The organism is Amycolatopsis sp. 3B14, assembly GCF_050958625.1.
In the GTDB taxonomy this organism is placed as follows: domain Bacteria; phylum Actinomycetota; class Actinomycetes; order Mycobacteriales; family Pseudonocardiaceae; genus Amycolatopsis_E; species Amycolatopsis_E thermoflava.
Genome location: NZ_JBHZEN010000041.1, coordinates 19,894 through 32,658 on the forward strand (window position 1 = coordinate 19,894; position 12,765 = coordinate 32,658).

General features: G+C 70.8%; 8 protein-coding genes. 2 read left to right on the forward strand and 6 right to left on the reverse strand.

All coding sequences use genetic code 11. From position 1 onward, the window contains the following. Positions 1–131 precede the first annotated feature (131 nt). Positions 132–686, reverse strand: coding sequence for a TetR/AcrR family transcriptional regulator (locus ACCP09_RS22985; protein ID WP_037324258.1), 555 nt, complete (start codon positions 684–686; stop codon positions 132–134). A 136-nt stretch (positions 687–822) separates the two neighbouring features. Here ACCP09_RS22985 and ACCP09_RS22990 point away from each other — a divergent pair, with 136 nt between their 5' ends. Continuing rightward, a complete protein-coding gene (locus ACCP09_RS22990; protein WP_433750023.1) occupies positions 823–2,298 on the forward strand; it encodes a flavin-containing monooxygenase in 1,476 nt (491 codons plus the stop codon). Positions 2,299–2,871: 573 nt separating this feature from the next. On the opposite strand, the gene ACCP09_RS22995 is transcribed toward ACCP09_RS22990, so the two are convergent. The 5 genes from ACCP09_RS22995 to ACCP09_RS23015 all read right to left on the reverse strand — a co-directional run bounded on the left by ACCP09_RS22995 (position 2,872) and on the right by ACCP09_RS23015 (position 11,432). Next, positions 2,872–3,345, reverse strand: coding sequence for a helix-turn-helix domain-containing protein (locus ACCP09_RS22995; RefSeq protein WP_027934273.1), 474 nt, complete (start codon positions 3,343–3,345; stop codon positions 2,872–2,874). A 190-nt stretch (positions 3,346–3,535) separates the two neighbouring features. Next, positions 3,536–5,368 carry an LCP family protein gene (locus tag ACCP09_RS23000; RefSeq protein ID WP_433750026.1) on the reverse strand — a complete coding sequence of 611 codons (1,833 nt, stop codon included), beginning with the start codon at positions 5,366–5,368 and terminating at the stop codon, positions 3,536–3,538. 88 nt (positions 5,369–5,456) lie between these two features. Next, a complete protein-coding gene (locus ACCP09_RS23005; RefSeq protein ID WP_433750029.1) occupies positions 5,457–7,619 on the reverse strand; it encodes a phospholipase in 2,163 nt (720 codons plus the stop codon). 772 nt (positions 7,620–8,391) lie between these two features. Next, positions 8,392–9,696, reverse strand: coding sequence for a GGDEF domain-containing protein (locus ACCP09_RS23010; RefSeq protein WP_051362914.1), 1,305 nt, complete (start codon positions 9,694–9,696; stop codon positions 8,392–8,394). A gap of 542 nt (positions 9,697–10,238) precedes the next feature. After that, positions 10,239–11,432, reverse strand: a complete 1,194-nt coding sequence (locus ACCP09_RS23015; RefSeq protein WP_027934277.1) for an MFS transporter — start codon at positions 11,430–11,432, stop codon at positions 10,239–10,241. Positions 11,433–11,869: 437 nt separating this feature from the next. Between ACCP09_RS23015 and ACCP09_RS23020 the strand changes: the two genes are divergently transcribed. Next, the gene (locus ACCP09_RS23020; protein ID WP_027934278.1) at positions 11,870–12,763 is read left to right on the forward strand and encodes an SDR family NAD(P)-dependent oxidoreductase; all 894 of its coding nucleotides are present in this window, start codon (positions 11,870–11,872) and stop codon (positions 12,761–12,763) included. Positions 12,764–12,765 lie beyond the last annotated feature (2 nt).

Genomic DNA, 12,765 nt, shown 5'->3' on the forward strand with positions numbered 1-12,765 from the left:
TTCTGCCGCCATTTGCCTAACGCTCTGTCAGCTTCTATCGATACATCAACAGAACTCTGCGTGACAAGTTCTGGGCGAAACTGTGCGATGCGTGACGACCGGATGGAGCAACCACCTGCGGATACGCGTGATCACTGAGTGCGAAGGCCCAGTCCGGTCCACAAGACCTCCATCGCGAGGTCGGTCGCCAAATCGGGTGTCACCTCGTCGTGCTGCTCGCACCAGATGGCGAGCCGCTCGCACGCCCCGACGACGAGCTCGGCCGTCGCCTCCAGCAGGAGGTGCCCCGCCTCGCCTGCGTCGAAGTACTGCGCCATCAGTTTGGCGATGAGGTCCGTCTGCTGGCGCCGGGTGTCCTCCAGCGCGTCCGAGGCCGACGTCCCGATCAGGGCGAGCTCGTGACGCAACAGCGACCAGCCCTGCCGGCGCTCGCGCGCGAACACGAAGAACGCCCGCAATCCGCTGCGCAACGCCTCGCGCGCGTCCGTCTGGCCGGCCACCGCGCGTTCGGTCACCTCGCGCAGTTCGGCCCTGGCTTGCGCGACGCACGCCAGCAGCAGGCCCTCCTTCGAGTTGAAGTACTCGTAGAGCATCGGCTTGGACACGCCCACCCGCTCGGCGATCTCGTCCATCGACGCCGCGGCGAACCCGCGCTCGGCGAACACCGCTTCCGCGACCTCGAGCATCTGCTGCTCGCGCTGGGCTCGTGGCATGCGTTTGCGGCGGGTCGGCCCGGTCATGAAACCGACTCTACCGGAGGTAACCTACTCCGAGTAAGATGGACTCGCGGTAACACCTAATGCTCAGTGTGGAGGAAGGTACATGGCAGAGCACACGCGAACGGGCGTGATCATCGTCGGCACCGGGTTCTCCGGCCTGGGCATGGCGATCCAGCTGCGCAAGGAGGGGCGCGAGGACTTCGTCATCCTGGAGAAGGCGGACGATGTCGGCGGCACCTGGCGCGACAACACCTACCCGGGCTGCGCCTGCGACATCCAGTCGCACATGTACTCGTTCTCCTTCGAGCAGAACCCGAACTGGAGCCGTTCGTTCTCGCCCCAGCCGGAGATCTGGGACTACCTGCGCGGCGTCGCGCGCAAGTACGACCTGTACGAGCGCACCCGGTTCGGCCAGGAGATGACCGGCGCCCGGTGGGATCCGGACGAGCACCGCTGGCACGTCACCACCAAGAACGGCGACACCTTCAGCGGCCGGTTCCTGGTCAACGGCGTCGGCGCGCTGCACCTGCCGCAGATCCCCGACCTCAAGGGCATCGAGCGGTTCCAGGGCAAGACCTTCCACTCGGCGCAGTGGGACCACGACTACGACCTGCGCGGCAAGCGTGTCGCGGTCGTGGGCACCGGCGCCAGCGCGATCCAGTTCATCCCGGCCATCGCGCCCGAGGTCGAGCAATTGCACGTCTTCCAGCGCACGCCTGCGTGGGTGATGCCGAAGCCGGACCACGCGATGCCGGAGTGGGCCAAGTCGGTGTTCGCGAAGATCCCCGGCACGCAGCGCGCCTACCGCAACCTCCTGTACTGGATGCTGGAGGCCCGCGCGATCGGCTTCAACGGCCACCAGGGCCTGATGAAGGTCGCGCAGAAGCTCGCGAAGTCCAACATCGACAAGCACATCGACGACCCGGCGCTGCGCGCGAAGCTGACGCCGGACTATGTGATGGGCTGCAAGCGCGTGCTGATCTCCAACGACTACTACCCGGCGCTGAACCGGGACAACGTCGACGTGATCACGAACGGCGTCGCCGAGGTCACCCAGACCGCCGTGATCGACACGGCAGGCGTGGAGCGCGAGGTCGACGCGATCATCTTCGGCACCGGTTTCCACGTCACGGACGCGTTCGACAACCTGGACATCATCGGGGTCGAGGGTCGCAAGCTCAACAAGGAGTGGGCGACCGAGGGGATGCGGACCCACCTCGGCATCACGGTCAACGGGTTCCCGAACGTGTTCTTCCTGCTCGGGCCGAACACGGGACTGGGGCACAACTCGGTCGTGTTCATGATCGAGTCGCAGATCCGCTACGTCGCCGAAGCGATCCGGCTGGTCGAGCAGACCGGCGCCGGTGCGCTGGAGCCGCGGGCCGAGGTGCAGGAGCGGTTCAACGCCGAGATCCAGCAGAAGCTGGCCAAGGGCGTGTGGACGCAGGGCGGCTGCAAGAGCTGGTACCTCGACGCGAAGGGCGTGAACCGGACGATCTGGCCCGGCTTCACCTGGCGGTACTGGCTGAACACGCGCAAGCTGCGGCCGTCCGACTTCGAGCTGGTCGGCCGCGGCTGACTCGCGTGACGCCTTGCCGGAGTGCGGTCCGGATGGGGTCGCGCCCCGGCCGGGAACGTCCGGTCAGTGCGGCGAGGTTGCGCGGCTGGGCCATCCACGCCGTGGCTGCCCGGTCGCGGCGGACCTCGTGCGCGGCGCCGGCTGGCGCAGTTTGTCCTGCCGGAGTGCGATCCGGGTTGGGTCGCGCTCCGGCAGGGAACGTCAGTCGTCCTCTACGCCGGAGATCGCGCGCAGGCGGTCCAGCAGTTCGGGTGCGGTGAGGTTGCGCGGCTGGGCCATCCACGCTGTGGCTGCCCGGTCGAGGCGTACCTCGTGCGCGGCGCCGGCTGGCGCGGTTTTGTCCTGCCGGAGTGCGATCCGGGTTGGGTCGCGCTCCGGCAGGGAACGTCAGTCGTCCTCTATGCCAGAGATCGCACGCAGGCGGTCCAGCAGTTCGGGTGCGGTGAGGTTGCGCGGCTGGGCCATCCACGCTGTGGCTGCCCGGTCGCGGCGTACCTCGTGCGCGGCGCCGGCTGGCGCGGTTTTGTCCTGCCGGCGTGCGATCCGGGTTGGGTCGCACGCCGGCAGGGAACGTCAGTCGTCCTCTACGCCGGAGATCGCGCGCAGGCGGTCCAGCAGTTCGGGTGCGGTGAGGTTGCACAGCTGGGCCATCCACGACATGGCCGCCCGGTCGAGGCGCACCTCGCGCGGGGCGCCCGGCTGGCGCAGTCTGCCCTCCGCCCACCGGCGCAGCGGCAGCAGCTCGGGCCGCTCATCGGCGACGATCCGCGTCAGGTCCAGGCGCACCTTGCCCGGCTCGTCGGCGAAGACGCGGCGGTGCACGCGGGCCAGCAGGTCCTGCGGCAGCTCGTCCATCGCGAGGCACAGCTCGACGAGCCGCACCACCGAGCACTGCCGCGTGCCCAGTTCGTAGGTCGCCAGCGTCTGCAGCGAGATGTCGCTCTGCAGGTGCTGGTTCAGCTCCTTGCGCGTCCAGCCTCGTCGCCGGCGCAGCTTGCGGAGTTCCTCCCCCAGGATTCGCTGGTAGAGGTCATTGTCGATGCGCACTCCCCGTCCCCTGCCCTGACCTTGCGTCGCGCCGCACCCCTGCTCTGGCACGTCCGGTCGAACTCCAGCGGTGTTCACGGGTATGTAAGTCGCTGAGTGCGCGTTCCTTACGCGACTTTGCCCAGTCCGTTTCCGTTGACCACCGTTATTAGGCCGATCGGGCTAACCCGGGGTGGGCTGGACGGTGTGGTCAGTTGACGCAGGTGATGCCGTTGGCGGTGATCGGCTCGTCGCCGCCCGGCGCCGGGTTCTGAGTGGTCGCGGGCGGCGCGGCGGCTGCCTGCTGGACGACGCGCGACGGGGACGTCGAGTAGTCGCTGCCGACGAGCACGACGACGTGACCCTTGGTCACCGTCGGGTCCTGCTCGATCGTCGCGCCCGAGCCGAGCGCGTCGGCGACCTGCTGGGCCGCCTCCTGGCCGCCCGCCGGGTACCGGACCACGGTCGACTTGCGCGATGTGGTGTTCGACGTCTGGCCACCGGTGAAGCCCTTGCCGGTCAGGCTCTGCAGGACCGTGGACGCGAGGCCTTCGCGGCCGGTTCCGTTTCGGACGTCCACAGTGGTCGCCGACTTCGCCGGGCCGGTCTCGGCGGGCGGGGCGGACTGGGCCGGGGCGGCGGTCAGGCCCTGCACGAACTCGCGGATCTGGCCGGGGTCCACCTGGATGGCCTGCCCGTCGTCCGGGGTGCTGTAGTCCATGTTGACCACCGGGATGGTGCGGAACTCCAACTGCCCGCCGGTGAGCCCCTTCATCTGCTGGGCGAACCCGAGGATGTCCCAGCCCTGGTTGAGCACCACGGACTTCTTGACCGCGTCCGTGAGGCTGTTCAGCTTGCCCGGATCGGCGAGGGTGCCCGCGGACAGCACCTTGCGCGCCATCCCGGCCATGAAGACCTGCTGGCGCACGACCCGGTCGAGGTCGCCGCGCGGAAGTCCGTGCCGCTGGCGGACGAACTCGAGCGCCTCGACGCCGGAAATCGTATGCTGGCCCTTGGTGAACTTCGCGCCCGAGTACGGGTCGTTGACGTTCTCCTTCAGGCACACGTCCACGCCGCCGATGGCCTTGGTGATCTCGGAGAAGCCGAGCAGGTTGACCGAGGCGTAGTTGTCGATCGTCGAGCCGGTCAGCTGCTCGACGGTCTGGATGAGGGTCTTGGCCCCGGCCTGGTTGGACTGCACCTCGATGGACTTGGCGTCGGTCTCGCCCTCTTCCTGCAGTTTCCGGCGTTCCGCCGCCTTCGCCCGGGCGTACGCGGAGTTGATCTTGTGCTTGCCGAAGCCGGGGATGTTGACGTAGGAGTCGCGGGGCAGCGAGACCGCGACGGCTTTGCTGCCGTCGTTGGGGATGTGGACCATGATCAGCGTGTCGGTGTTCTCCTCGCCGTCCGCGACACCGGCGCGGAGCTGGGCGAGGAGGTCCTCCGGCAGCGGGTTGCCCTGCGCGTCGGTGCGGCTGTCCATGCCGACCAGCAGGATGTCGCGGGCCCCGTCGGCGGGCTGGTTCCCGTCGATCACGTCCGTGGTGGTGAGGCCGTTGACCAGGCCCTGCATCGCCGCCCAGGCGTAGCCGGTGAGGCTCATGACCAGCAGGGACACCAGCCCCACGGCGACTTTCGCGCCCCGGCGCGACGAGTGCCTCGGCGGCGGCGGTGGCGGCGGACGGCGGCGGATCTGGGCGGGCGCGGCCCGGTCGCGAGGGGCCGGTCCCCGCGCGGCCCGGCCGACCGGTGGGCGGCCCGCCGACGTGCGGTTGCTCGCCGGTTTGCCTGCGCGGTCGACGGGCGGGCGGCCTGCGGAGGTGCGGCCCGCGCGATCGGCCGGGATGCGGCCCGCCCGGTCGCCCGGCACGCGGTCGGCGGGGGTGCGACCGGCTCGGTCGGGCGGGATGCGGTCGGCGGAGGAGCGCCCGGCTCGGTCGGACGGCGTGCGCCGGACCGGGCCTTCGTGGCGGGCGTCGATCTGGCGCGGCTGCCGCGGCCGTGCGGGCCGGCCGGTCCCACGATCGTTCCGCGGGTCGTCCACGCCAGGTGCTCCTTTCATCGCCGTTATCGTTCACCTACTCGGCCGTAGCGTCGCACACGGCCGACGCGAAGTGGTTCACAACACTCGGTTACGTGTTTTGCGCCACCGCCTTGGTGGATACGAGCGTGCTGGCCACCGCCGCCAGCGCGATCAGGGCCGTCACGCCGTGCACCGCCATCGTCACGGGGTCGGCCGCCGACAGCAGTGCCGGAACGCACGCGATGCCCGTGACGATCCACGTGCTGCGCGCGCCGCTGAGCCCTGTCCGCACTGTGTGCAGGAGGAATACCCCGATCAGCAGCTGGATAAGGTTCTGGATCGGATCGACGGGCAGCCCCAGGATCGAGCCGTCGTCACCGCCGAACCGGGTCAGCGCGAACCCGAACAGCCCGACCACGGCGAACCCGATCCCGAGCATGGTCGCCGCGTGCGCGAGCCAGCCGCCGGAGCCCGGGTGGTCCGCGACCGGGACAGCCGTCTCCCGCGGGTGGCGCTCGAACCACCAGAAGACCATCAGCGCGGGGACCGCGAGCAGCGCCAGCGCGAACCACGTGCGCGGGTCGCCGAGCCAGCCGAAGATCGCCGCCGGGTGGCCCGGCAGGTAGACCAGCGCGACGACGAGCAGCATCGCGGCGAGGAAGCCCAGGTACAGGCTCATGGGCGCGCGCATCGCCAGGCGGGCGGCGCCGGCGCACCGGGTGGTCAGGCGGGCGAGCGGCTTCGCGGCCAGGCCAAGCAGGCCGATCTGGGTGGCGCCGAGCAGCAGGACCGGCAGGGTGGGCCCGGACAACGCGGGCGGCGCGCCCGGCGCGCCGAGCAGGTCGCGACTGAGCCCGCCAACCGTGGTGAGCAGGGCGAGACCGGTGGCCCCCGCCGCCGCGACGCCCACCAGGAGCAGGCGGTTCGACGTGCGGATCCGCCCGAACGCGACCTGCTGGGCGAGCAGGGCCAGGCCGAACGCCGCCAGGTAGCGCGGGATGGGCGAGCCGAGGGCCCGTGCCGCCATCTCGGCCAGCACGACGAAGGCGAGCAGGCCCGCGACCGAGGCCGCCGCGGCTCGCCGGTGCAGGGCGAGCATCAGCGGCGTGGCGACCACCGTCAGCAGGTAGATGCCCAGCAGCCACAGCGGGTGCAGGGCGATGCGCATGATCGCGGCGTTCGTGCCCTCGGGGATGCCGAGCAGTTCCAGCGCGAGCGGGACGAGCAGCGCCACCACGACGAAGATCAGGGCGGGGCGCAGCAGCCAGCTCGCCCGGTGGGCGAGGTACTGGCGGTACCCGCCGCCGCTGTCCCTGGTGGCGCGCCAGCCCGCCGCGTTGGCGCGGCCGCCGGCGAAGAAGAACACCGGGGCGAGTTGAGCCACCCACGTGAGCGGCCACAGCAAGTCCGCGCCCACGCCGGCCCACCGGGCCAGCGCGATGGCCGATTCGCCGAGGATCAGCAGCACCAGGCTGCCCACGCCGAGCGTCACCCACGGGGACAGCGGCGCCGGCGGGGCCCTGGTGGCCGGTGGCGGGGGCGTGGCGACGCGGGCGTGCCGGTGCTGCAGCCAGCCGCGCAGCCGGAAGATCAACAGGCACCCGATCACGGCGACGCCGGCCAGCAGCGGTCCGATCGGGTCGCCGACCGGCGGGCCCCAGCGCTGGTGCCAGGAGTTCACGACGAGCCCGGCGGAGTAGAGGCTCGCGACGACGCGGCAGGTGCGCGGCGAGTCGACCGGGTTGATGACGCAGGCCGCGTGCATGTCGTCGGACAGGCGCTGGTCCAGCGCCTCGCGGACGTCCTGGCCGAGGGGGTGGCCGACCGCGGCCGCGTAGCGGAGGAGGTCGTAGCCGAGGTCGTGCGCCTTGCACGGGACCGCGTAGTCCCACTTCGTGTTGTCGTCGCCCCACGGGGTCGAGCAGCCGCCATCGACGTGGACCGCGCGGACCGTGCCGTCCCGCGCCCGCATCTGGCCGGGGACGACGCCGGTGACCTGGGTGAAGTCGGCAGGCAGGAGGTCGAGCGCGGTCGCCTGCGGGCCGGGGTGGACGAGCGCCTCGATGGCCTGCTGGGCGGCCAGGGCGCCGCCGGTGGGCGGCCCCGCGTCCGGCGGGGAGGCCGGCCGCGACGCGACGAACCCGAAGGTGACGACGGCCAGCGACAGCACCAGCAGCCAGGCGGAGGTGGCCAGGCGGCGGCGCACCCGGGGCACCCGTGTGGTGCCCGGCCCGGGTGGCGGGTGGTCGGTGAAGGTCGCTGGGCTGATCATCGCCTCCCAGAGTGGCAGGGGAGCGGCCTCTGCGGCCACCAGGGAATTCCCTGATCGTGGATTCCGGAGTGCGCCACTCTAGTGGGTGAGGGGTCGGAGGTTTAGGAGTCGGGGGGCCGGGGTAGGGCGAACGCCCTGGTGGGGGCGGGTGTGGTCCGGGCGGGGGCCGTTCGGGGCACGCGAGAGGGCCTTTCGTGGGGGAGTGGGTGGGGCAGTCGTGGGTGGGTGAGTGGGCCGCTCGTGGGGCGGTGTCGGTCGGGGGGCGTGGAGGTGGGGATCACCGTGGTGCTCGTGTGGCGACGGTGTGGAGTTTGGCGCGGTGGTGGGGATCGCCGTGGCGGCGCGCGAGGGCCTTTCGTGGGTGGGTGAGTGGCCTCGTGGGGGCGGTGTCGGTCGGGGGCGTGGAGCGTGGGGGTCGCCGTGGTGCTCGTGTGGGGACGGTGTGGAGTTTGGCCCGGTGGTGGGGATCGCCGTGGCGGCGCGCGAGGGCCTTTCGTGGGTGGGTGAGTGGCCTCGTGGGGGCGGTGTCGGTCGGGGGCGTGGAGCGTGGGGGTCGCCGTGGTGCTCGTGTGGGGACGGTGTGGAGTTTGGCCCGGTGGTGGGAATCGCCGTGGCGGCGCGCGCCTGCTCGGGAGTGGGTGCGGGGCGTGATGTGGCGCATCCGGGCATGGCGGAAACGCTGGATGCGGGCGTGTGAGCAAGTCGGCCCGTATGAGTGGATTCGCGAGCGCGAGTGGAACAGAGGGGCCTCGCCGGGGCGTCCGTCGATCGCTCAGTGCGTGATGTGCTTGGCTTCGCGCGGGGGTTGCGGCAGCGGCGCGGAGTCGCGGGCGGCTCGGGCTATCCGGACCTGGTTGCGGCCGCCCTCCTTCGCCTCGTAGACCGCCGCGTCCGCGGCCTGCATCAGCGTCGGCAGGGTGTCGCCGTGGTCGGGGAACACCGCGACCCCGATGGAGGCCGTCCGCTCCGACACCAACGTCTGGTCACCGCGCTTGTTGGTCGTCCTGATCTGCAGCCCGGCCACCGCGGAGCGGATGCGCTCCCCGGCGACCGTCGCCGCCGCCTGGTCCGTGTCCGGCAGCAGCACCAGGAACTCCTCACCGCCGAAGCGGCCCACCACGTCGCTCGGCCGGGTCACCTCGTCCAGCAGCTGCGCCAGGTTCCGCAGCACGTCGTCGCCGGCCGGGTGGCCGAACGTGTCGTTGATCCACTTGAAGTGGTCCAGGTCGATCATCAGGATGGCCAGCGGATCGGCCGCCTTCGTCGCCCTGGTCAGGGCCCGCTCGGCCGACTCGGTCCACCCGCGCATGTTCGCGACCTGCGTCTTCGGGTCGGTCCGCACGTCGGCCTGCAGCTGCTCGATCTCGGCGAGGCGGTTGAAGACCACCGTCACCACGGCCATGATCGCGACCGTCGGCGGCATGATCACCAGCAGGATCGCCGTCACCGCGCCGAGGCCGATCGTGATCGCCTCCAGCACGTTGTCCGCCGGGCTGCCCAGCACCGTCCGCGCGTTCGCCTTGTCCGGCGCGGCCAGCGCGATCACGGATCCGATGTAGAGGATCTGCACGCCCTCGTAGATGAGCCCGGCCACCAGCATCCAGCCGAACTCCGTGAGCGAGCCCGCGACGTCCAGCGAACCCCAGTCGTGCGGACCCAGCTCCACGTAGACCTGGTGGGCTAGCGTCGCCGCCAGCATGTGGGCCACCGTGGAGTACACGAAGTTGTGCGCAGGCCGCCGCGCGACGAACCAGCGCTGCACCCGGACCAGGCCGACGACCAAGATCGTCAACGGCACCGGGAGAATAATCGCGGCCGGCACGACCCAGACCGCGGTCAGGTCGATCAGGACCCGCCCGCCCGCATTTCGCCGACGTTCTTCCTGCCGCCGGGTCAGTTGAATGTGCGCCGTCGCGCCCACCGTGAGAATCGCGAAGCGCAGCCAATCGAGACCGCTCGGCAGGCTCGCGTTCACGAATGCGACGACCAGCCACGCGACCGCAATCAGTTCGGTGACGAGCAGGAAAACGATGAAACGCTTCGGCCGCCGCCACAATGCCCAATTCTGCGGCAGCATGGCGCGGCGTGTGCTCGATGCATCACGCTTTGTGTTCGCCTCCGCCCTCTCGGGCGCGGCTTGGCGGGGTACCGAATTTCGCTCCTCGATGGACTGAATGCCCTCCCTGAGGTCCGGATCGCCGTGGAGTGTAGGCGATCGCCGACGCGCGTGGTGCGGAGGCATCGGCTCACCTTCCCTCGACATCGCGTACCGCCGCCGGGTAACTTTGCTGTGCCCGGAACGACGCCGGGTACTTTCCATCAACAGGTATCATCTCACCGCACGCGAAGCGTCGCGTACCGCCGCCACGAGCGGCCGCGCGGACGCAACGCGTCCCGGCCACAGGCACCGAATGGAGGTGTTCCTCGTGTCTGACCGCGACTTCTGATCCCCTGGTCTGAATAGCGTTCGTTTTCGTTCCCGTGGGAGAGGTGTTCGTCGTGCGCGACCGCGACTTCTGAGGTGCCCTCGATTTGTGTTTGTTTCCGACCGAATAACGTGAGGTGAATCGTCGTGCGCGACCGTGACTTCTGATCTTCCGAATGCAGCCGCCGCTGCCGTCAGCCGGTGCGGGCCGCATCGCTGTCCGTGCCAAGCACCCGGCCCCACGCCACCGCGAGGGGTACGCCGAGGACCACCCCGGCCGCGCCCGCGATCATGATGGCCGTGGTCGCCGCGCCGGACCACTGCGCGAGCATGCCGCCGAACGCGACCCCGACGCCCTGCGCGACCCGCAGGCCGGTCCGGTACAGCCCGCCGGCGCCACCGCGAAGCTCGTTGGGCACCCACGTGATGAACGTGGCCCCGACGGTGATGATGTACGCGCCCGCCGCGCCGGCCAGTGCGAGGACGACGAGGGCGAGCACCAGGTCCGGGCGCAGCCCGAACGCGAGCAGCAGTGCCGTCGGCACGACCGCGAGCACGCCGACCGTGCGGCGGCGGGCCGAGGCCGAGACGTAACGGGACAGGACGAACACGCCCAGCGCGAACCCCAGCGGGTCCGCGGCCAGCAGCCACCCCACGGCCTGGTCGGGCGCGCCGATTTCGCGCGCCAGCGGGGCGGCCAGGCCTGCCGGCACCATGGCCAGCCCGACCAGCCAGGACAGGCCGAGCAGCACGCGCAGCCTGCGCTGCGAGGCGACCCAGTTGATGGCGCCGAACCAGGAGCCGTCGCCGTCGCCCGCGGCGGGGCGCGGGCGCACCCAGTGGTGCAGGGCCACCGCGCTGATCGCGAACGTCAGCGCGTCCAGGGCCAGCGCCAGCGACGGGCCCGCGGCGGTGACGATCACGCCGCCCAGCGCGAGCCCGGCCAGCATCGTGGTGTTCGTGGTGATGCCGCGAATGTCCTGGCTGCGCAGGTACAGCTCGTCGTCGGTGAAGATCTCGCGGGTCAGCGCGTTCTGCGCCGCGTTCGACGGCGCGCCCGCCAGCCGCGCGAGCATGACCAGCACGCACAACCACACCACCGGCATGCCCGGCACGGCCATGATCGCGATGAAGAACGCCTGCAGCGCGGCGGTGACCACGAGGATCGTGCGGCGCGGGTAGCGGTCCGCCAGCTGGGCCAGCCCGAGCCCGCCGGCCAGCGCGGGCAGGAACGTCAGGGCGTAGGCGACCGCGGACCACAGCGCCGAGCCGGTGCGGTGGTAGACGGTGAGGGCCAGCGCGACCGTGGTCAGCTGGTCACCGAGCACCGACTGGGCCTCGGCCAGCCACACGGTGCGGAACTCGCGGTTGGCGAGCGCCGCACCCATGGATGGGCGAGTCGTGGTCTTCACACCTTTCCCCACTTCCCCCTCGTCGGCTGGTTGCCTGCGCTCACTGACTCTGTCGCTGCGCGCCCGGTTCCTGTGACGCCGATCACCCGAATGACACATTCCGCAACTATCAGTATGCCGCTCACTACACGCAGGCGAACAGTCACAGCGCGACCGTATCTCCTCAATGGGCCCATACGGTCGTAGACCTTCTAACCTTCGGGTTACGACGAACGGTGGAAGTTTCCGTCCCGCATGACCCGTGGTGCGGTCAGCCCGGCCGATCAGACATCACTCGTTCAGCGCAGTGGACGGACCGTTCGTCGGTGCGCGGTCACCGCTGAGCAGTTCCGGCGCGAAGACTGGGAACACAGGCCAGGGAGACAGCCGAGGACGGGCTGGAGCTCGGGGACTGGCCGGTGGGGAGAGAACCGATGAGCATGCTGATGCAGGACCGCGCCGTCGTGGTGACCGGCGCCGGACGGGGTCTCGGTGAGGCCTTCGCGGTGCACCTCGCGCAGGCCGGCGCGGCGGTCGTGGTCAACGACGTCGACGCCGAGCTGGCCGAACGCACCGCGGCGAACATCCGCGCGCACGGCGGGCGGGCGGTGGCCAGCGGGCACAGCGTCGCCGACCCGGCGCAGGCGACGGCGATCGTCGACCTGTGCGTGTCCGAGTTCGGCGCGATCGACGGACTGGTGAACAACGCCGGTCTCAACTACGAGGCGCTGCCCTGGGAGGAGGACCTCGACGAGGTCCGGGAACTGGTCGAGGTCAACGTCCTCGGCGTGATGTACACCGGGATCGCGGCCGTGCAGGCCATGGTCGCGGCAGGCCGCGGCGGGTCGATCGTCAACATCTCCTCCGGCGCCTCGCTCGGCCAGCGCAAGCTCGGCGTGTACGCGGCGAGCAAGGGGGCGGTGGCTTCGCTCACCTACTCCTGGGCGCTCGACCTGGAGGAGTCCGGCATCCGCGTCAACGCCGTCTGCCCGTTGGCCCACACCCGGATGGTCTGGAAGTCGGAGCGCTCGCTGCGCAACTGTCCCCCCGATCGGACGCCGTCGCGCATCGCGCCCGTCGTGCTGTTCCTGCTGAGCGACGCGGCGGAGGGCATCACGGGGCAGCTCGTGCGGTGCAACGGGCCGCAGCTGCACATCGTCGGGCAGCCCTACCTGAAGGCGCCGATCCTCGAACGGCAGACGTGGGACACCGACACGGTGCGGCAGGCGTTCGACGAGGTGTTCAGCGCCCACCTCGAGCCGTATGGCCTGGAGAAGCGTGTGCCACCCCGTCTGAGGAAGTGGACCACGCCTCTCCGCTCGGCCTAGGT

Bases quoted from the DNA above. Each gene is read 5' to 3' on its own strand.
- ACCP09_RS22985 (WP_037324258.1), bottom strand. From the start codon at position 686: ATGCTCGAGGTCGCGGAAGCGGTGTTCGCCGAGCGCGGGTTCGCCGCG.
- ACCP09_RS22990 (WP_433750023.1), top strand. From the start codon at position 823: ATGGCAGAGCACACGCGAACGGGCGTGATCATCGTCGGCACCGGGTTC.
- ACCP09_RS23005 (WP_433750029.1), bottom strand. From the start codon at position 7,619: ATGATCAGCCCAGCGACCTTCACCGACCACCCGCCACCCGGGCCGGGC.
- ACCP09_RS23010 (WP_051362914.1), bottom strand. From the start codon at position 9,696: ATGCTGCCGCAGAATTGGGCATTGTGGCGGCGGCCGAAGCGTTTCATC.
- ACCP09_RS23015 (WP_027934277.1), bottom strand. From the start codon at position 11,432: ATGGGTGCGGCGCTCGCCAACCGCGAGTTCCGCACCGTGTGGCTGGCC.
- ACCP09_RS23020 (WP_027934278.1), top strand. From the start codon at position 11,870: ATGAGCATGCTGATGCAGGACCGCGCCGTCGTGGTGACCGGCGCCGGA.